The following is a 19148-nucleotide window of genomic DNA, read 5'->3' on the forward strand; positions in this document are numbered from 1 at the left end:
GGTCAGGACTCCTGATCGTGCCGATTGACCCGCTCTTCCAACTTGTTCTGCAGGTGCGAGAGCACCGTGGCCAGAATCCAGTAGATCAGCGCGGCGGCAAGGTACATGGTGAACACTTCGAAGGTGCGTGCTGTGATCAGCTGCGCCTGGCGGAACAGCTCCGGAACCTGGATGGTGGCGGCCAGCGCAGTGTCCTTGACCAGCGAAATGAAGCTGTTGCCCAGCGGCGGCAATGCGGTACGCATCGCTTGCGGGATGATGGCCCGGCGCAGGGTCTGCGCACGGGTCATGCCGATGCTGGCGGCAGCTTCCCACTGACCGCGCTCGATGGAGCTGATCGCGGAACGCAGGATTTCACAGGCGTAAGCGGCCATGTTCAGCGAGAAGCCGATCAGGGCCGCGGGCAGCGGATCGAGCTCCATGCCCAATTGCGGCAAGCCGTAATAGATTACGAACAGTTGCACCAGCAACGGCGTGCCGCGAAAGAACGACACGTAGATACGGGCGATCCAGCTCACCAGCTTGAAGCGCGACAGGCGCATCAGTGCCAGGCCGAAGCCCAGCATGAGGCCGAAGAACATCCCGCCCAGGCTCAAGATGACCGTGAAGTAGGCCCCCTTGAGCAGGAAGGGCAGGGAGTCCAGTGCGAGTTGGAAAGCTTCTTCCATTATTGAGTGACGTCAGCGCTGAAGTATTTTTCCGAAAGCTTTTTCAGCGTACCGTCGGCACGCAGCTTGTCGATGGCTTTGTTCACCGCAGCCAGCAACTCAGGCTCGCCTTTGCGCAGGGCAATACCGGCTTCCTGACGGGAGAACGCTTCGCCGGCGGCGACAGTGTCCTTGGCCTTCCTGGCGTATTCCAGTGCAGCGAGGCGGTCGATCAGAATGGCGTCGATGCGGCCGACGCGCAGATCCTGGAACTTGGTCGGATCATCGTCATAGGTCTTGATAATGGCTTTCGGCTGATTGTCCTTGAGCCATTGTTCGTAGTTGGTGCCCAAGCCTACACCGACTTTCTTGCCGTCCAGATCGGCGGCGGTCTTGATGGTGTCTTTGTTCTTGGTCAGAACCAGCGCCTGAATCCCGGAAACAGTGTACGGCTCGGAGAAGTCATACTTCTTCTTGCGTTCTTCGGAGATGGTGACCTGGTTGATCACCGCGTCCAGACGTTTGGATTCCAGCGCCGCGAGGATGCCGTCCCATTTGGTCGGTTGCAGTTTGACCTTCACACCCAGCTCTTTGGCCAGGGCTTCGGAGAACTCGACTTCGAAACCGGCCAGTTTGCCGTCGGCATCGACGAAGCTGAACGGTGGGTAAGTGCCTTCCAGACCGACGTTGATCACGCCCGCGTCTTTGATTTTTTGCAGCTGCTCACCAGCAACCGCTTGCCCCAGCAGACCGGCGCTCAGTGCCAGGCCCAGCGAACCGACCAGCAGATTTCGACGTAGTGCGGAAAAATTCATGACAAGCCCCTGTGTTTTCTTATGAAGACGCTTTTTAGGAATGTTGGCAAAATCGGGATTTGGACGACTGCAATATCCTGCCCTAAAGCAGCGTATGCGTCTCGCTGCAAATTCGCCTGCGGCGTGACTATATGATGGCGCCTTTAGATAGGAATATAATAAATATTCAGTTTGTTATTCTTTATTTGCATATTAGATTCACGCGATCTCGTGTTCGAGATCGTTCCCACGCTCTGCGCTCATCGCTCTCCATTTTTCCGAGTTTCCAAAATACTTGAAAACAGAGTTATGTAGAACGATGAGCGCAGAGCGTGGGAACGATCGCTGATCACTACAGGAATTCTTTGTAGGCAAACAACGCCGGCGCCCCACCGGTGTGCAGGAAGATGATCGGGCCGTCATTGAAGCGCTGACGACCGATGCCGTCGAGCAACCCGGCCATGGCCTTGCCGGTGTACACCGGATCCAGCAACAAACCTTCCTGACCCGCCAGCAGCTTCACCGCCGCGAGCGTCCCGGCATTCGGCTCGCCGTAGCGTGGACCGAAATACTCGTCCCACAGTTCGATCTTGAAACTCGCCGGCAGGCTCACGCCCAGCAACTCGGCCGTGCGCTCGGCCAGGCCCTGGACTTTCGGGCGCTGATCTTCATCGCTACGGGAAACCGTGACACCAATCACTGGCAAATCCGGCAGTACTTCACTCAGTGCCAGCGCCAGACCACTGTGGGTGCCGGCACTGCCCGAGGCCAGAACCACGGCGGCAAATTCCAGGCCGGTGTCCTTGATCTGTTCGGCCAGTTCCAAACCGGCGCGCACATAACCCAAGGCGCCCAGTGCGTTGGAGCCACCAATTGGCACCAGGTACGGTTTCTTGCCGTTGTTGCGTAGACGATCGGCCAAGGCTTGCAGTTGCTCGTCGGCGTTGTCGAGGTTTTCCACCAGCTCGACCTTGGCATCGAACAGGTCGAGCAACAGCCGATTGCCGTTGCCGAGATAGTTGGGGTCGTCGGTGCCCAGCGGGTTTTCCAGCAGCGCTATGCAACCCAGGCCAAGTTTGGCTGCAATGGCGGCGGTCTGACGCACGTGGTTGGACTGAAGCGCGCCAGCGGTGATCAACGTGTCGGCGCCCTGTGCCAAGGCATCGGCCGCCAGGTATTCGAGTTTGCGCAGCTTGTTGCCGCCCATGGCCAGCGGTGTCAGGTCATCGCGTTTGACGTACACATCGCGGCCGAGCCAGGTCGACAGGCGTTCGAGTTTTTCAAGTGCGGTAGGGTGGCCGAGAAGGTCGAGGCGGTTAAAGCGGGCAAGCTGTTGTTTGATCATGGGTCCGTACTGGCCAAGGGAGATGTCAGGACTATAGGCACGCCTATATACGTGGGCAACCGCCAATCGCTTATATCCGAAAGTGAAGAACACAGCACAATTGGTTCTTAATTCGGCTTCAAGACCTTGCCGTAAAGTAATCGCCGTCAGCGTGGCCAGGCAGTCCGGCCGCCCGCCCGTGAGGAGTTTTTACCGTGAGCGAACGTTCAAGCCATTGGCAATTGCAGACCATCGTCAGCCAACTGCGTACAGCGCGCGACCAGTGGCGCGCACAAAACGGCCGTGCCAGCGGCGAGCAGGGCGGTCGCGAGTTGCCTTCGCGGGCAGCCATGGCGGAGATTCTTGAAGCGCTGTGCGGTGCCCTGTTCCCGATGCGTCTGGGACCGGTGGATTTGCGTGAGGAGAGTGAAGACTTCTACGTCGGCCACACGCTGGACGTCGCCTTGAATGCGTTGCTGGCGCAGGCGCGACTCGAACTGCGTTACGCCGCTCGCCACAGTGCCGAGGCCGACACCGAAGTCGAGGCCAAGACCATTTCGATCATTCAGGACTTCGCCCTCGCATTGCCGGGGCTGCGCAGCTTGCTGGACACCGATGTGCTGGCGGCCTATCACGGCGACCCGGCGGCCCGTAGCGTCGATGAAGTGTTGCTCTGCTATCCGGGCATTCTGGCGGTGATCCACCATCGTCTGGCACACCATTTGTACCGCGCGGGGCTGCCGCTGCTGGCACGGATCAGCGCGGAAATCGCCCACTCGGCCACCGGTATCGACATTCATCCAGGCGCGCAGATCGGTCGCAGCTTCTTCATTGATCACGGGACCGGTGTGGTGATCGGCGAGACGGCGATCATTGGTGAACGCGTGCGGATTTATCAGGCCGTGACGCTGGGCGCCAAGCGCTTCCCGTCGGATGAGGACGGCCAGTTGCAGAAGGGCCATCCACGGCATCCGATTGTTGAGGATGATGTGGTGATCTATGCCGGCGCGACGATTTTGGGGCGGATCACCATCGGCAAGGGATCGACCATTGGCGGCAACGTCTGGCTGACCCGCAGCGTGCCGGCCGGGTGCAACCTGACGCAGGCGAATTTGCAGCATGATGATGGGACGCAGAAGTAAGCCCTGAAATCTCGGCTGATTGACCCGGCCTCTTCGCGGGCAAGCCTCGCTCCTACAGGGTCTGTGTCGAACGACAATTTTGTGAACGACACAAAACCTGTAGGAGCGAGGCTTGCCCGCGAATGGTTTTAAGCCGAACCCAAATACTGGCATTTAGATAATTTCCCTCTGAACGAATCCTCCAAATCCCCCGTCATACCCATCCTTGAGCTAGCGTAGGAAAGTGACCGCCGAGCCCTGCGATTAGTCCTTAGCACCCTATTCATGTTTAACTTGAACGCTCATTCAAGTTAAACCGCCGGTTTGCTGCCCGTTCACAACAGGAGGCTTGCCTTGCCGAGTCCGTTATTGATTGACCTGTTTCACCCTTTCGAGGTGCACCTTTCATGAGTGCATCGTCCCTCCCTCCAAGCGGCCAGGTCCGCATGAATCCGCCGGTGTTTTACTTCTCGGCGACGTTTATTTTGCTGTTCGGCATCGTCGTCATCGCCATGCCTGAACAGGCCGGTGCCTGGCTGCTGGAAGCGCAAAACTGGGCGGCCAACACGGTCGGCTGGTATTACATGCTCGCGATGACCTTGTACCTGGTCTTCGTGGTGGTCACCGCCTTGTCCGGCTACGGCAAGATCAAGCTCGGTGCCGACCACGACGAGCCCGAATTCAGTTACCTGTCCTGGGCCGGCATGCTGTTCGCCGCCGGGATCAGCATCACGCTGTTCTTCTTTTGCGTGTCCGAACCGCTGACCCACTTGGCGCAACCGCCTCAAGGCGAAGCCGGCACGGCAGATGCGGCGCGTCAGGCGATGCAGATTCTGTTTCTGCACTGGGGCCTGCACGGCTGGGGGGTGTTCGCTTTCGTCGGCATGGCCCTGGCCTATTTCGCCTACCGTCACAACCTGCCGCTGGCCTTGCGCTCGGCGCTCTATCCGCTGATTGGCAAGCGCATCAACGGCCCGATCGGTTACGCGGTGGACGGCTTTGGCATCATCGCCACGGTGTTCGGCCTCGGCGCCGACATGGGCTTTGGCGTGTTGCACCTCAACTCGGGTCTGGACTACCTGTTCGGCATCGCTCACACGCAGTGGATTCAGGTCGGGCTGATCACGCTGATGATGGGCGCGGCGATCCTCGTGGCGGTGTCCGGCGTCGACAAGGGCGTGCGCGTGATGTCCGACATCAACATGCTGCTGGCCTGTGCGCTGCTGCTGTTTGTGTTGTTTGCCGGGCCCACGCAGCACTTGCTCAACACCTTGATCCAGAACATCGGCGACTACCTCGGCGCCTTGCCGATGAAGAGTTTCGACCTGTACGCCTACGACAAACCCAGCGACTGGCTGGGCGGCTGGACCGTGTTTTATTGGGCCTGGTGGATTGCATGGTCGCCGTTCGTGGGCCTGTTCATCGCACGGATTTCCCGTGGCCGGACCATCCGCGAATTCGTCTTCGGCGTGCTGTTGATTCCGCTCGGCTTCACCCTGGCGTGGATGTCGATCTTCGGCAACAGCGCCATCGACCAGGTGCTCAACCACGGCATGAGCGCGCTCGGCATGTCGGCCATCGACAACCCGTCGATGACCCTCTACCTGCTGCTGGAAACCTATCCGTGGAGCAAAACGGTCATCGCGGTGACGGTGTTCATCAGCTTCGTGTTCTTCGTCACATCGGCCGACTCCGGCACCGTGGTGCTGTCGACGCTGTCCGCCAAGGGCGGTAATCCGGATGAAGACGGGCCGAAATGGCTGCGAGTGTTCTGGGGTGCGATGACGGCGCTGGTGACCAGTGCGCTGCTGTTCTCCGGCAGCATTGATGCGCTGAAATCAGCGGTGGTGCTGACCTCGTTGCCGTTCTCGCTGATCTTGCTGCTGATGATGTGGGGGCTGCACAAGGCGTTCTATCTGGAGTCGCAGAAGCAGATCGCGCAGCTGCATTCCCTGGCGCCGGTGTCCGGCTCGCGGCGTGGCGGCTGGCGTCAACGCTTGACCCAGGCCGTGCATTTCCCGTCTCGCGATGAGGTTTATCGCTTCCTCGATACGACGGTGCGCCCGGCGATTGAAGAAGTCTCGGCGGTGTTCGTCGAAAAGGGTTTGAACGTGGTCACTCAGCCGGATCCGGCCAACGACAACGTCAGCCTGGAAATCGGTCACGGCGAGGAGCATCCGTTTATCTATCAGGTGCAGATGCGTGGCTACTTCACGCCATCGTTTGCCCGTGGCGGCATGGGTTCCAAGGAACTCAACAACCGTCGTTACTACCGGGCAGAAGTGCATTTGAGCGAGGGCAGTCAGGACTACGATCTGGTGGGTTACACCAAGGAGCAGATCATCAACGACATCCTTGATCAGTACGAACGGCATTTGCAGTTTTTGCATTTAGTGCGTTGATCGAGAACCGGTGGCGCCGGGCCCTTTTCAGGTCTCGGCGCTCAACACCATGAACAGCACCATCGCCGCCACCGGCACGCCGAATACGGCGCTGCCGACTACCAGCTCCGTGCTAAAGGGCTGGCCAGCACTGACCATGCCGACTGCACCGTTGATCAACGTCAGCGCGAACCACAGCATGACAAAGCTGTAGGTCAGGGTCTGGCGGCTGAAACCGATTTTCTCGCCGATAAACAGCATCAGCGCCAGCAGGATCAGGCCGAAGGTGATGATGATGGTGGTGTGCATGGTGTGTTCCGCCCTTCAGGTGTGTGTGGCCTTTGAGTCGGCACTGCGGTGTCAGTGTGAGCTTAGTTAAAACAGCCCGCCATTGACCAGAGCATGGGAACGATCATCTATGAAACGTTTCAGCATTTTCTCGAGTCAGAGGTTTATCGGCGTTTGTCTGGGCGTATGCTGGGCAACTTGCGAAGCAGTCGATACCACATTCAAAACAGACAAGAGAGGATTCGATGACCTACACCGCTGCCGAAAACCGCTATGACTCCATCCCTTACCGCCGCGTGGGGCGAAGCGGGCTGGTGCTGCCGGCACTGTCTCTGGGCCTGTGGCACAACTTTGGCGACAGCACGCCGATCGACACCCAGCGTTCATTGCTGCGCACCGCGTTTGATCTGGGCATCAATCATTTCGACCTGGCCAACAACTACGGCCCTCCGTACGGTAGCGCCGAGATCAATTTCGGTCGTTTGCTGCGCGAAGACTTCAAGCAGCATCGCGACGAGCTGATTATCTCGAGCAAGGCCGGTTGGGACATGTGGGCCGGCCCTTATGGACAGGGCGGCGGTTCGCGCAAATACGTGCTGGCCAGCCTTGATCAAAGCCTGCAACGCCTGGGTCTGGACTACGTGGACATCTTCTACTCCCATCGCTTCGACCCGGACACGCCGCTGGAAGAAACCGCCAGCGCACTGGCCACCGCCGTGCAACAGGGCAAGGCGCTGTACATCGGCATCTCGTCCTACTCGGGGGTTAAAACCCGTGAAATGGCTGCGTTGTTGAAAGAGTGGAAAGTCCCGTTGCTGATTCACCAACCGGCTTACAACCTGCTCAATCGTTGGGTGGAAAAAGACCTGCTCGATACGACGGACGAACTCGGTACGGGTGTGATTGCGTTCACGCCGCTGGCTCAGGGTTTGTTGACTGACAAGTACCTCAACGGTGTGCCGGCGGATGCGCGGGTCAATCGTCCGGGCGGTGGTTCGTTGCAGACATCGCACCTGTCCGAAGCCAACATCGCTCATGTGCGTGCGCTGAATGAGATCGCCAAGCGTCGCGGTCAGAGTCTGGCGCAGCTGGCATTGGCCTGGACGTTGCGCGATCCGCGGGTGACTTCGGCATTGATCGGTGCGAGCCGTCCGGAGCAGATTGTCGAGAACGTCGGGGCGTTGAAGAATTTGAGCTTTAGCGCTGAAGAGCTGGCGGAGATTGACCGGTTTGCTCAGGAGGGTGGGATTAATCTTTGGGAGAAGCCTTCGGCGGCGGAGTAAGTGTTCGGCACCGGATAATCTGGCGCCTGCTTTGACCTCATCGCGGGCAAGCCCGCTCCCACAGGTTTATCGGTTGGCCACAGAATGTTGGTTCAACACATAACCAGTGTGGGAGCGGGCTTGCCCGCGAAGGCGCCATCAAAGTCAGTACAAGTATTGGATGATCACCGGAAAAACGGCACGTCCCCCAACACTGTCGCCCGCTGCATCACCCGCCGCGCCGGCCGGTAATCATCCACGGCGTAATGCTGTGTCACGCGGTTATCCCAAAACGCCACGTCGTCCTTCTGCCAACGCCAGCGAATCGTAAATTCCGGTCGTGTCGCGTGAGCAAACAACAGCTTCAGAATCACCTCGCTCTCAGTCTCCGACAGCTCATTGATCTTCGACGTGAAGCCTTCATTGACGAACAATGAGCGGCGCCCGCTCACGGGGTGTGTGCGGATCACCGGGTGTGACAACGGCGGATTCTTCCTGCGCGCCTCTTCCCACTGGGCCAACGCTTCAGGCGTGTTGCCATAACGTTCCAGCGGAAACGAGCGGGTGAAGTCGTGGGTAGCCGTCAACCCTTCGAGCAAGGTTTTCATCGGCGTGGACAACGCTTCATACGCCGCGATGCCGCTGGCCCACAGTGTGTCGCCACCGAACTCCGGCAGCAGCTTGGCGCTGAGTACTGCGCCCATGGCCGGGGTCGGCAGGAAGGTCACGTCGGTGTGCCAGATGGCGTTGTCGCGCACGTCGGTGACGGCGGTGTCGAGGATCAGCACTTCGGGCTGTTCCGGCACATTCGGGTAGATCGGGTGAATATGCAGGTCGCCGAAATTGGCGGCGAATCGCGCTTGTTGCTGTGGCTCGATTGGCTGCTCGCGGAAGAACAGCACCTGATACTTGAGCAATGCCTGCTCGATGGCGTCGCGATGTTCCAGGTTCAGCGGCTGGCTGATGTCGACGCCGCTGATTTGCGCGCCGAGGGCCGAGCTAAGGGGGACGATTGTCAGGATGCTCATGGTCTTTCTCTTCAATCCGGGGCGCCGACTGTGGGAGCGGGCTTGCTCGCGAAAGCGGTGTATCAGTCACATGGATATCGACTGACAGATTGCATTCGCGAGCAAGTCGAATCGTCGCACCGCCGCTCCCACATTAAAAATGTTTAGTGAGCCTGGCCATGCCACGGCACCAATTTACGTTGCAGGGCGCGCAAGCCCATCTCCATGGCGAAGGCGATCAACGCGATCACCAGAATCCCCAGCACCACCACATCGGTGACCAGGAACTGCGCGGCCGACTGCACCATGAAGCCCAGCCCGCTGGTGGCGGCGATCAATTCGGCGGCGACCAGCGTCGACCAACCCACACCCAAGCCAATGCGCACACCGGTCAAAATGTCCGGCAAGGCGCTGGGCAGAATCACGTGGCGAATCAACTGCGCCCGGGTTGCACCTAACGATTGCGCCGCGCGCAATTTGGCCGGGTCGACCGTGCGCACACCGGTGGCGGTAGCGATGGCAATCGGGGCGAAGATCGCGAGGTAGATCAGCAAAACTTTCGACAGCTCACCGATGCCGCACCAAATCACGATCAGCGGCAGATAAGCCAATGGAGGGATAGGGCGGTAAAACTCGATCAGCGGATCGAGAATGCCGCGAGCGATGCGGTTGTGGCCGATGGCGATGCCGACCGGCACGGCGGTCAGCACCGCGAAACCCAGACCCAAACCGATTCGGCTGAGACTCGCGCCCAAGTGCTGCCACAAGGTCGAATCCATGTAGCCGGTGGTCGCCAGCAGCCAGCCTTTTTGCAGCACGGCGGAGGGTGGTGGCAGGAACAGCGGTTCGATCATCCCCGTGGCGGTGACGGCCCACCAAACGACCACGAGCGCGACCAACGTCAGCACGCTGATCCACCGAGTGCTGAGGCTGCGACGTACCGGAATGACCACCGATTGGCCGTTGGTTTTTACCGTCGCGGCCGGAATTTCATAGCTGCTCATGCGCGCTCCTGCCGCTGGGCGGTGCTGCGTTGGGAGAACACTTTCGCGAGCACGTGTTCGCGGGTTTCGATGAAGCGCGGGTCGGACTTGATCGAGCGAGCCGACTCGCCGGCTGCGTAACGCTGGCCGAAATCCAGGCTCAGGCGCTCGACGATTTGCCCTGGGTTCGGCGCCAGCAGAATCAAATCCGTGGCGAGGAACACCGCTTCTTCAATGTCATGGGTAATCAGAAATACCGGCTTGGCGGTGCGCTGCCAGACTTGCAGCAGCAGCTCCTGCATTTGTTCGCGGGTAAAGGCATCGAGGGCGCCGAAAGGTTCGTCCATCAGCAGAACGCGAGGGTCGGCGGCGAGGGCCCGGGCCAGGCCGACACGCTGCTTCTGGCCGCCCGAGAGCTGCCAGATTCGGCGACTTTCGAAACCGGAAAGGTCCACCAGGGCGAGCATTTCCCGCGCGCGGATTTCGCGTTTGTCCCGGGAAATGCCGGCCAGTTCCAGACCGAAACCGACATTGGCCAACACGTCCTGCCAAGGCAGCAGCGCATCGTCCTGGAACACCACGCCGCGTTCGGCGCTCGGGCCTTTGACCGGCACGCCATCGAGGGTGATCCGCCCGGCGCTAGGCTCGACGAAACCGGCAATCAGGTTCAACAGCGAGGTCTTGCCGCTGCCGGACGGGCCGAGGGCGACCAGCAATTGCTGGGGCCCAAGGCTCAGAGAAATATCCGCCAGCACAGGTTCCGCTGCACCGGGGTACTGTGCGCTGATGCGCTCCAGTTGTAGCAAAGCCATCGCAGTTAACTCCCGGTCAGTTGGTGATGTACTTGGCGCTGACGTAGGGGGCGTAATCCGGCAGCACGGCCTCGACCTTGCCTTGTTCCTTGAGGAACGCGGCGGTGTCGGTGATGGCCTTGGTGGTCGGCGCGCCGAGGGTGATCATCTGATCAGCTGCCAGCGGGTAGACGTTGCCTTGCAGCAACAACGGAATGTCGCTGGCCTTGGCGCCGGAGAGTTTCACCAGCTTGTCGACGTTGCTTTGGTTGGCGAGCCAGGCCTTTGGGTCTTTGCGGTAGTCGGCGTAGGCATCCAGGGTCACTTTAGCGAACGCGGTCACGATCTCCGGGTGCTTCTCGGCGAAGTCTTTACGCACGATCCAGGCATCGAAGGTCGGCGCGCCGAACTTGGCCAGTTCGCCGGAGGTGATCAGTACTTTGCCGTTTTCCTTGGCCACACCGAGCGCTGGGTCCCAGACGTAAGTGGCGTCGATGTCACCGCGTTTCCAGGCGGCGACGATCGCCGGTGGTGCGAGGTTGAGGACGGTGACTTTCGACGGGTCGATGTTCCAGTGCTTCAGGGCGGCCAGCAGGCTGTAGTGGCCGGTGGAAACGAACGGCACGGCGATTTTCTTGCCGATCAGGTCCTGCGGGGTCTTGATCCCGGAACCGTCGCGGGCGACCAGGGCTTCAGCGGCACCGATCTGCGTGGCGATGAGGAAGGTTTCAACCGGGACTTTGCGGGTGATCGCTGCTGTCAGAGGGCTGGAGCCGAGGTAGCCGATCTGCACGTCGCCGGAAGCGATGGCCGCGATGATGTCGGCGCCATTGTCGAATTTGCGCCAGTCGATCTTGGCGTTGGTGGCTTTTTCGTAGGCGCCGTCAGCCTGGGCGACTTTCGCCGGGTCAACGGTGGTCTGGTAGGCGACGGTCACGTCGGCCGCCTGGGCCAGGAAACTCGCCGCAGCCAGAGACGCGGCCGCCAGGAGGCGAAGAGGGAAATTCAGTTTCATTGGGAAGCTCCTTGTCAGGCGACCGAGAGTCGGCGTGAAAGGAGACTAAATGATCTAAGAATCCGAAAATAAATAACTTTTTCGAATGAGCTTATGAGCGGAAAATTCTAAGCAGGGGCTTTTGTGGCGAGGGGGCTTGCCCCCGTTCGGCTGCGAAGCAGTCGTAATTTGATCAACTCGGTTTATCGGAAAAATGCAGGGGACTGCTGCGCAGTCCAGCGGGGGCAAGCCCCCTCGCCACAGGGGACTTGTACTGGCAGGTTAGTTGCTGATCGCCAGAATGCTCGCCTGGTACGACCCGACAAACACATCGAAATCGCCGACTTCGTTCTGCTCCAGCTCCACTTGCTCAGCCAGCGAGGAACGCGCGCGTGCTTCAAACTTCGCCTGATCTTCGCCGCTCAACGGCTCACTGCGGAAAAACTCCGCATGCGCCTGGCTCTGACGCAGGGAGAACTGGGCAAAGCTCTCCTTGTGCGCGGCCATCGCTGCCAGCACTTGGGCCGACGGCGTCAGGGACGGGTCCTTGACCTTGGCCAGCTGCGCATCCAATGCCTTGCTGTGGGCATCGCCGCCGTGGCTTTGATCAAGCAGCGCCGCGAGGGGAGCTATTTTTTCCAGCAACTCGGCGGCCCATTCCTTCAGGTCGACCGGTTGACCGTCGCGCTGCAATTGCAGGCCCGGACGACGACCTTCCTTGACCACACTGAGGAAGTTTGAGGTCGCATTGCTGCACGAGGTATTGGTCAGCAGCGGGCTGTCGTTCAGCGCGCAATACAGGATGAACGCGTCGAGGAAGCGCGACTCCGGCAGGTCGATGCCCATCGGCAGGAACGGGTTGATGTCTAGGCAACGCACTTCGACGTACTGAATGCCGCGGGCCACCAGCGCCTGGATCGGCCGCTCACCGGTGTAAGTCACGCGTTTTGGACGGATGTTGGAGTAGTACTCGTTTTCGATTTGCAGGATGTTGGTGTTGAGCTGAACCCACTCACCGTCCTGATGCGTGCCGATTTCGACGTACGGCGCATACGGCGTGGCAACCGCTTTGCGCAGGCTGTCGGTGTAACTGGCCAGATCGTTGTAGCACGGCGTTAAACCGGCCTGGGCGTTGCTTTGGTAACCCAGATCGCTCATGCGCAGGCTGGTGGCGTACGGCAAGTACAGGGTGTCTGGGTCCAGTTGTTCCAACTGGTGCGAACGACCGCGCAGGAAACCGGCGTCCAGCGCAGGGGAGGCGCCGAACAGGTACATCAGCAGCCAACTGTAGCGACGGAAGTTGCGGATCAGGGCGATGTAGGCTGACGACTGATAGTCACGGTCGGTGCCGACAAAGTCTTCAGCGGCTTTGAGCAGCGGCCAGAGCTTTTCCGGCAGGGAAAAGTTGTAGTGAATCCCGGCGATGCACTGCATGGTCTTGCCGTACCGCAGGGCCAGGCCCTTGCGGTAGACGTACTTGAGCTGACCAATGTTGGACGTGCCGTAATAGGCAATCGGAATGTCTTCCTCGGCCGGCAACGGGCACGGCATCGATGGACTCCACAGGTACTCGTTGCCGAGCTTGCTGTAGGCAAAACGGTGAATGCTGTCGAGGCTCGCCAGGGTGTCTGCCGGGTCGGGCAGGGCCGGGGGGATGAACTCCAGCAGCGATTCGGAATAGTCGGTGGTGATTTGTTCGTTGGTCAGCGCGGAACCCAATTCTTCCGGGTGCGGCGTTTGCGCCAGGCGACCTTCGCCGGTCACGCGCAGGCATTCACGTTCGATGCCGTGAAGGCACTGTTCGAGCAGAGAGAGGTTAGCGCGCTCGCCGAGCAGAGCCAGGCGGCGGTTGAGAAGTTCGCTCAAGTTGGATTCCTTCACGCGTCAGTCGCCCCAATATGGGGGTGGGCAAGACGGTCTACAAGGGTGAAGTTGAAACTGGCGTTTTCGCCTGGTTTTGGATCGCACACGGCGGCTGGCAGCCAGCCAATGATTGATCGCCGCAATCCCCTGTGGGAGCGGGCTTGCTCGCGAAAGCGGTGGGTCAGGCAACATTAAAGTCATCTGACCCACCGCATTCGCGAGCAAGCCCGCTCCCACAGGGAACTCCGGCGCTGCGGTTACAGCGCCGAAATTAACTCAAATTGATGAGCACTAGCTACAGGACAGCGAACGTGCCTTGTGCTTTTGCGACCAGTTTGTCGCCCTGCATCACGTCAGCTTCGACCACCAGCGTGCGCCGGCCCGGGTGAATGACCCGCGCCGTGCACATCACTTCGCCGCCTTCAACGGCGCGAATGTAGTTGATCTTGCACTCGATGGTCGCACTCTGCTGGTCAAAGCCGTGGGTGCTGGAACAGGCCAGCCCCATGGCAATGTCCACCAGACTGAACAAGGCCCCGCCGTGCAGCTTGCCGCCGCGATTGCGCAGCTCTGGCGCAAGCCCGAGGGCGACTTGCGCCACCCCGGTCTCCAGACTGTGCAAACGACACCCCAGCAACTTGAAAAAAGCGCTTTCGGTCAGCCCGGCAGGGAATTTCATCAGTGTTTCTTCAGCTGCTTGGCGTTGGCGAACAGCGAAGCCATGGCGTTGTTGGCCGGAGCCGCCGCCGGGGTTTCTTTACGCGGTGCAGTGTTCTGGGATTGGCGGGAAGACGAGCCGGGGCGTGCGCCACGGGCACCGTCAATTTTCTCGCCCGGGGTGTCGCTCATGCGCATCGACAGGCCAACGCGTTTGCGCGGAATGTCGATTTCCATGACTTTCACTTTCACCACGTCACCGGCCTTCACCGCTTCGCGCGGATCCTTGATGAACTTCTCCGAAAGCGCAGAGATGTGCACCAAACCGTCTTGATGCACGCCGATGTCGACGAACGCGCCAAAGTTGGTCACGTTGGTCACCACGCCTTCGAGGATCATGCCCAGTTGCAGGTCCTTGAGCTCTTCGACGCCTTCCTGGAACTCGGCGGTCTTGAACTCCGGACGCGGGTCGCGGCCAGGTTTTTCCAGCTCTTGCAGGATGTCGGTGACCGTTGGCAGACCGAACGTTTCGTCGGTGTACTTCTTCGGGTCGAGACGCTTGAGGAAGCTCGCATCGCCGATCAGCGAGCGAATGTCGCGGTCGGTTTCAGCGGCGATGCGCTGTACCAGCGGATAGGCTTCCGGGTGAACCGCCGACGAATCCAGCGGGTTGTCGCCGTTCATGACGCGCAGGAAACCGGCCGCCTGTTCGAAGGTTTTTTCGCCCAGACGCGCGACTTTCTTCAGTGCCGCGCGGGTTTTGAACGCGCCGTGCTCGTCGCGGTGGCTGACGATGTTCTGCGCCAGGGTCGCGTTGAGGCCGGAGATGCGGGCCAGCAGCGCCACGGAAGCGGTGTTGACGTCGACGCCCACGGCGTTCACGCAGTCTTCGACCACAGCGTCCAGGCCGCGCGCCAGTTTCAGCTGTGACACGTCGTGCTGGTACTGGCCGACACCGATGGATTTCGGATCGATCTTCACCAGCTCGGCCAATGGATCCTGCAGGCGGCGGGCAATCGACACCGCGCCACGGATCGACACGTCGAGGTCCGGGAATTCCTTGGAAGCCAGTTCCGATGCCGAGTAAACCGATGCACCAGCCTCGGAAACCATGACCTTGGTCATCTTCATCGCTGGGTATTTTTTGATCAGCTCAGCGGCGAGCTTGTCGGTTTCACGGCTGGCGGTGCCGTTGCCGATGGCGATCAGGTCCACCGCATGCTTGGCGCACAGGGCGGCGAGCACGGCGAGGGTCTGATCCCACTTGTTGTGCGGTACGTGCGGGTAAACCGTGGCGTGATCCAGCAGCTTGCCGGTGGAATCGACCACGGCGACCTTGCAACCGGTGCGCAGGCCCGGGTCGAGACCCAGCGTGGCGCGCGGGCCGGCCGGGGCCGACAGCAGCAAGTCGTGCAGGTTGTGGGCGAACACGTTGATCGCTTCGGTTTCCGCGCCATCGCGCAGTTCGCCTAGCAAATCGGTTTCCAAGTGGGTGTAGAGCTTGACCTTCCAGGTCCAGCGCACCACTTCGCCCAGCCATTTGTCGGCGGCGCGGTTCTGGTTCTGGATGCCGAATTGCTGGCCGATCATGCCTTCGCACGGGTGCATCGTGCCCGGCAGCTCGTCGCCGACTTTCAGCGCGGAACTCAGAATGCCTTCGTTGCGTCCGCGGAAAATGGCGAGCGCACGGTGCGACGGCATGCTTTTCAGCGGTTCGTCGTGTTCGAAGTAGTCGCGGAATTTGGCGCCTTCCTCTTCCTTGCCGGCGATGACGCGGGCACTGAGGGTCGCTTCCTGCTTGAGGTAGCTGCGCAGTTTGTCCAGCAAACCGGCGTCTTCGGCGAAGCGTTCCATCAGGATGTATTTGGCGCCTTCGAGGGCGGCCTTCACATCTGCCACGCCTTTTTCAGCGTTTATGAAGCGCGCGGCTTCAGCGTCCGGCGTCAGGCTCGGGTCGTTGAACAGGCCGTCGGCCAGCTCGCCGAGGCCGGCTTCCAGGGCGATCTGGCCCTTGGTGCGGCGCTTCTGCTTGTACGGCAGGTACAAGTCTTCGAGGCGGGTCTTGGTGTCGGCGAGTTTGATGTCGCGTTCGAGTTGCGGGGTCAGCTTGCCTTGCTCTTCGATGCTGGCAAGGATGCTGATGCGCCGTTCGTCGAGTTCTCGCAGGTAGCGCAGACGTTCTTCCAGATGACGCAACTGAATGTCATCGAGGCTGCCGGTCACTTCTTTCCGGTAGCGGGCGATGAAGGGAACGGTAGAGCCTTCATCGAGTAGCGCGACGGCCGCTTCGACCTGTTGTGGGCGTACACCGAGTTCCTCGGCGATGCGGCTGTTGATGCTGTCCATAAAACCACCTGACAAATTGTGAAAGCAGGCTCGCAGGCGCAGAGATAAAGGCTCGGCGAGTCTGGTTGAGCGGCCTGGCGTGCGCCGCTACCTGGATCAACAGGTATCCCGTTGACCCGTGAAATCGAACAATGACTGCCGGCGCCATGAAAATATAAAGTGGTCACCTGCAGCCATGATCAGACGTTGCCTGACACAAAAGGCCGCGCATTATAACCAGCGTTCTATCATTCAGGGGCATCCCGGGCGGTAACGCGAAGGCCGGGTTTCTGGCGGTGAAGGAAAAATCTGCTAACAATGCACACGGTGCGTATAACGGCAGCTACGCCATAATGCGCGCCGAGATCAAAGGAGCATCTAATGAGCAGCACTGCAAACAATGCTGAAGGCGAAAAAATTCTTATTGTTGACGACGATCCGGGGCTGAGCAGCCTGCTGGAACGTTTTTTCGTCAGCAAGGGCTACCGTGCCCGCGCCGTGCCGAACACCGAACAAATGGATCGCCTGCTGGCGCGTGAAGTGTTCAACCTGGTCGTCCTCGACCTGATGCTGCCCGGCGAAGACGGTCTGACCGCCTGCCGCCGCCTGCGTACGGCGAACAATCAGATCCCGATCATCATGCTGACCGCCAAGGGCGATGAGCTGAGCCGCATCAAGGGCCTGGAACTGGGCGCCGACGATTACCTGGCCAAGCCCTTCAACCCGGATGAGCTGATGGCCCGTGTCAAAGCGGTCCTGCGTCGTCAGTCGACGCCGGTGCCGGGCGCGCCGGGCAGCGAGGACGAAAGCGTGACCTTCGGTGACTACGAGCTGTCCCTGGCCACCCGCGAGCTCAAGCGAGGTGACGAAGTGCACATGCTCACCACCGGTGAGTTTGCGGTGCTCAAGGCCTTGGTCATGAACGCGCGTCAGCCACTGACTCGCGACAAACTGATGAACCTGGCCCGTGGCCGCGAATGGGATGCCCTGGAGCGTTCCATCGACGTACAGATCTCCCGTCTGCGCCGGATGATCGAGCCCGATCCGTCCAAACCGCGTTACATCCAGACGGTCTGGGGCGTGGGTTACGTGTTTGTTCCGGATGGCGCCGCCACCAAGTGATCGGCGATTTGTAGGAGCGGGTCTTGCGGACGATTGTCCGCAGACTCGCGATCCGCAATATGCGAGCATCGCTCGCTCCTGCAAGTGTGTAGCGGTTATCCATGAAAACCCCCGTTTGGTTCCCCCAGAGTTTCTTCTCCCGCACCCTGTGGTTGGTGCTGATCGTCGTCCTGTTCTCCAAGGCACTGACCCTGGTTTATCTGTTGATGAACGAAGACGTGCTGGTGGATCGCCAATACAGCCACGGCGTCGCCCTGACGCTGCGCGCCTATTGGGCCGCCGACGAAAAAAACCGTGAGAAAATCGCCGATGCCGCCACCCTGATCCGGGTAGTGGGCGCGGGTGTGCCGGAGGGCGAGCAACACTGGCCTTACAGCGAGATCTATCAGCGGCAGATGCAGGCAGAGCTGGGTACCGACACCGAAGTGCGATTACGCATGCACTCGCCGCCGGCCCTGTGGGTTCGGGCGCCTAGCCTGGGCGATGGCTGGCTGAAAGTGCCGCTCTATCCGCATCCGTTGCGCGGCCAGAAAATCTGGAATGTGCTCGGCTGGTTCCTCGCTATCGGCCTGCTGTCTACCGCCTCGGCGTGGATCTTCGTCAGCCAGCTCAATCAACCGTTGAAACGTCTGGTCTATGCCGCAAGGCAACTCGGCCAGGGTCGCAGCGTGCGCTTGCCGATCAGCGACACGCCGAGCGAGATGACCGAGGTGTACCGCGCCTTCAACCAGATGGCTGAAGACGTTGAGCAAGCCGGTCGCGAGCGCGAGCTGATGCTGGCCGGTGTGTCGCACGACCTGCGCACGCCTTTGACCCGTCTGCGGTTGTCCCTTGAGTTGATGGGCGACCACAACGACCTCACCGAGGCGATGGTGCGCGATATCGAAGACATGGACGCGATCCTCGACCAGTTCCTGGCGTTTATCCGCGATGGTCGTGACGAGTCTGTCGAGGAAGTGGACCTGAGCGACCTGGTTCGTGAAGTCGCTACACCGTACAACCAGAACGAAGAAAAGGTGCGGCTGCGCCTGGAACCGATCCAGCCGTTTCCCCTGCGTCGGGTGTCGATGAAGCGGCTGCTGAACAATTTGATCGGCAACGCTTTGCATCACGCTGGCAGCGGGGTTGAGGTGGCGGCTTATGTGTCTGGGGATACCAGCGCGCCGTATGTGGTGCTGAGCGTCATGGACCGTGGGGCGGGGATTGATCCTTCTGAACTGGAAGCGATCTTCAACCCGTTCACTCGGGGTGATCGTGCTCGGGGCGGGAAGGGGACAGGGCTGGGCCTGGCGATCGTGAAGCGGATTGCTTCGATGCATGGCGGGAATGTTGAGTTGCGTAACCGGTCCGGTGGTGGGCTTGAAGCTCGGGTGCGGTTGCCGCTTGGGTTGATGCTGCCTCGAGACGCGGTGTAAGAGCTAGGGTTTGTGGTGGGGCTCATGGCCCCTTCGCGGGCTAGCCTTAATGCCAGTCAGTTAAGCCCTCCAGCCCTCTTTTTGGGGTATTTGACTGGTCTAGGCTTGACCACTCTTGGGTAACTTCGCTCTCGTCTGGCTGGCAGTATGAAGTGCTGAGCCTGGATTCTCAGT

Annotated in this window: 16 protein-coding genes; 5 read left to right on the top strand and 11 right to left on the bottom strand. The window is 60.2% G+C overall.

Annotated elements, in window-relative coordinates:
• Window positions 1–2: 2 nt before the first annotated feature.
• From tcyL to EYC95_RS12060, 3 genes are all read right to left on the bottom strand, one after another.
• Window positions 3–668 carry a cystine ABC transporter permease gene (tcyL, locus tag EYC95_RS12050; RefSeq protein WP_084318303.1) on the bottom strand — a complete coding sequence of 222 codons (666 nt, stop codon included), beginning with the start codon at window positions 666–668 and terminating at the stop codon, window positions 3–5.
• A complete protein-coding gene (tcyJ, locus tag EYC95_RS12055) occupies window positions 668–1462 on the bottom strand; it encodes a cystine ABC transporter substrate-binding protein (protein ID WP_131060553.1) in 795 nt (264 codons plus the stop codon). Before tcyJ ends, tcyL begins: the two co-directional genes overlap by 1 nt.
• A 331-nt stretch (window positions 1463–1793) precedes the next feature.
• A complete protein-coding gene (locus tag EYC95_RS12060; protein WP_131060554.1) occupies window positions 1794–2786 on the bottom strand; it encodes a D-cysteine desulfhydrase in 993 nt (330 codons plus the stop codon).
• Window positions 2787–2980: 194 nt separating this feature from the next.
• On the opposite strand from EYC95_RS12060, the gene epsC reads away from it, so the two are divergent.
• Both epsC and betT read left to right on the top strand, forming a co-directional pair.
• Window positions 2981–3907, top strand: a complete 927-nt coding sequence (epsC, locus tag EYC95_RS12065) for a serine O-acetyltransferase EpsC (protein ID WP_131060555.1) — start codon at window positions 2981–2983, stop codon at window positions 3905–3907.
• Between the two features lie 425 nt (window positions 3908–4332).
• Window positions 4333–6288 (top strand): choline transporter BetT, encoded by a 1956-nt coding sequence (gene betT / locus EYC95_RS12070; RefSeq protein WP_165557453.1) that lies wholly within the window; start codon window positions 4333–4335, stop codon window positions 6286–6288.
• A 27-nt stretch (window positions 6289–6315) separates the two neighbouring features.
• On the opposite strand, the gene EYC95_RS12075 is transcribed toward betT, so the two are convergent.
• Window positions 6316–6576, bottom strand: coding sequence for a hypothetical protein (locus tag EYC95_RS12075; RefSeq protein WP_131060557.1), 261 nt, complete (start codon window positions 6574–6576; stop codon window positions 6316–6318).
• Window positions 6577–6800: 224 nt separating this feature from the next.
• Here EYC95_RS12075 and mgrA point away from each other — a divergent pair, with 224 nt between their 5' ends.
• Entirely contained in the window at window positions 6801–7838 is a 1038-nt protein-coding gene (mgrA, locus tag EYC95_RS12080) for an L-glyceraldehyde 3-phosphate reductase (protein ID WP_131060558.1), read from the top strand.
• Between the two features lie 164 nt (window positions 7839–8002).
• Here the strand turns inward: mgrA and tauD are convergent, their stop codons facing one another.
• The 7 genes from tauD to EYC95_RS12120 form a co-directional block, all read right to left on the bottom strand.
• Window positions 8003–8845 (bottom strand): taurine dioxygenase, encoded by an 843-nt coding sequence (gene tauD / locus EYC95_RS12085; protein ID WP_131060559.1) that lies wholly within the window; start codon window positions 8843–8845, stop codon window positions 8003–8005.
• Between the two features lie 143 nt (window positions 8846–8988).
• The gene (gene tauC, locus EYC95_RS12090) at window positions 8989–9828 is read right to left on the bottom strand and encodes a taurine ABC transporter permease TauC (protein ID WP_131060560.1); all 840 of its coding nucleotides are present in this window, start codon (window positions 9826–9828) and stop codon (window positions 8989–8991) included.
• Complete coding sequence (gene tauB / locus EYC95_RS12095) at window positions 9825–10619, bottom strand: taurine ABC transporter ATP-binding subunit (protein ID WP_131060561.1); 795 nt, start codon at window positions 10617–10619, stop codon at window positions 9825–9827. Before tauB ends, tauC begins: the two co-directional genes overlap by 4 nt.
• Before the next feature lie 16 nt (window positions 10620–10635).
• A complete protein-coding gene (tauA, locus tag EYC95_RS12100) occupies window positions 10636–11613 on the bottom strand; it encodes a taurine ABC transporter substrate-binding protein (protein ID WP_131060562.1) in 978 nt (325 codons plus the stop codon).
• 261 nt (window positions 11614–11874) lie between these two features.
• Window positions 11875–13458, bottom strand: a complete 1584-nt coding sequence (gshA, locus tag EYC95_RS12110) for a glutamate--cysteine ligase (RefSeq protein WP_131060563.1) — start codon at window positions 13456–13458, stop codon at window positions 11875–11877.
• A 292-nt stretch (window positions 13459–13750) separates the two neighbouring features.
• Entirely contained in the window at window positions 13751–14134 is a 384-nt protein-coding gene (locus EYC95_RS12115) for a PaaI family thioesterase (RefSeq protein ID WP_131060564.1), read from the bottom strand.
• The gene (locus EYC95_RS12120; protein WP_131060565.1) at window positions 14134–16458 is read right to left on the bottom strand and encodes a Tex family protein; all 2325 of its coding nucleotides are present in this window, start codon (window positions 16456–16458) and stop codon (window positions 14134–14136) included. Before EYC95_RS12120 ends, EYC95_RS12115 begins: the two co-directional genes overlap by 1 nt.
• A 360-nt stretch (window positions 16459–16818) precedes the next feature.
• Between EYC95_RS12120 and ompR the strand changes: the two genes are divergently transcribed.
• Window positions 16819–17559: a two-component system response regulator OmpR gene (gene ompR / locus EYC95_RS12125; protein ID WP_010464774.1), complete on the top strand. Its 741-nt coding sequence runs from the start codon at window positions 16819–16821 to the stop codon at window positions 17557–17559.
• 101 nt (window positions 17560–17660) lie between these two features.
• A complete protein-coding gene (locus EYC95_RS12130) occupies window positions 17661–18974 on the top strand; it encodes an ATP-binding protein (RefSeq protein ID WP_131060566.1) in 1314 nt (437 codons plus the stop codon).
• Window positions 18975–19148: the final 174 nt, after the last annotated feature.

Origin of the sequence: Pseudomonas sp. BGI-2 (assembly GCF_004310295.1) — a bacterium.
In the GTDB taxonomy this organism is placed as follows: Bacteria; Pseudomonadota; Gammaproteobacteria; order Pseudomonadales; family Pseudomonadaceae; genus Aquipseudomonas.

What these genes read in the sequence shown, in the direction of transcription:
- tcyL (WP_084318303.1), bottom strand. Translation starts at nt 668, where the DNA reads ATGGAAGAAGCTTTCCAACTCGCACTGGACTCCCTGCCCTTCCTGCTC.
- tcyJ (WP_131060553.1), bottom strand. Translation starts at nt 1,462, where the DNA reads ATGAATTTTTCCGCACTACGTCGAAATCTGCTGGTCGGTTCGCTGGGC.
- EYC95_RS12060 (WP_131060554.1), bottom strand. Translation starts at nt 2,786, where the DNA reads ATGATCAAACAACAGCTTGCCCGCTTTAACCGCCTCGACCTTCTCGGC.
- betT (WP_165557453.1), top strand. Translation starts at nt 4,333, where the DNA reads ATGAATCCGCCGGTGTTTTACTTCTCGGCGACGTTTATTTTGCTGTTC.
- EYC95_RS12075 (WP_131060557.1), bottom strand. Translation starts at nt 6,576, where the DNA reads ATGCACACCACCATCATCATCACCTTCGGCCTGATCCTGCTGGCGCTG.
- mgrA (WP_131060558.1), top strand. Translation starts at nt 6,801, where the DNA reads ATGACCTACACCGCTGCCGAAAACCGCTATGACTCCATCCCTTACCGC.
- tauD (WP_131060559.1), bottom strand. Translation starts at nt 8,845, where the DNA reads ATGAGCATCCTGACAATCGTCCCCCTTAGCTCGGCCCTCGGCGCGCAA.
- tauC (WP_131060560.1), bottom strand. Translation starts at nt 9,828, where the DNA reads ATGAGCAGCTATGAAATTCCGGCCGCGACGGTAAAAACCAACGGCCAA.
- tauB (WP_131060561.1), bottom strand. Translation starts at nt 10,619, where the DNA reads ATGGCTTTGCTACAACTGGAGCGCATCAGCGCACAGTACCCCGGTGCA.
- tauA (WP_131060562.1), bottom strand. Translation starts at nt 11,613, where the DNA reads ATGAAACTGAATTTCCCTCTTCGCCTCCTGGCGGCCGCGTCTCTGGCT.
- EYC95_RS12115 (WP_131060564.1), bottom strand. Translation starts at nt 14,134, where the DNA reads ATGAAATTCCCTGCCGGGCTGACCGAAAGCGCTTTTTTCAAGTTGCTG.
- EYC95_RS12120 (WP_131060565.1), bottom strand. Translation starts at nt 16,458, where the DNA reads ATGGACAGCATCAACAGCCGCATCGCCGAGGAACTCGGTGTACGCCCA.
- ompR (WP_010464774.1), top strand. Translation starts at nt 16,819, where the DNA reads ATGAGCAGCACTGCAAACAATGCTGAAGGCGAAAAAATTCTTATTGTT.
- EYC95_RS12130 (WP_131060566.1), top strand. Translation starts at nt 17,661, where the DNA reads ATGAAAACCCCCGTTTGGTTCCCCCAGAGTTTCTTCTCCCGCACCCTG.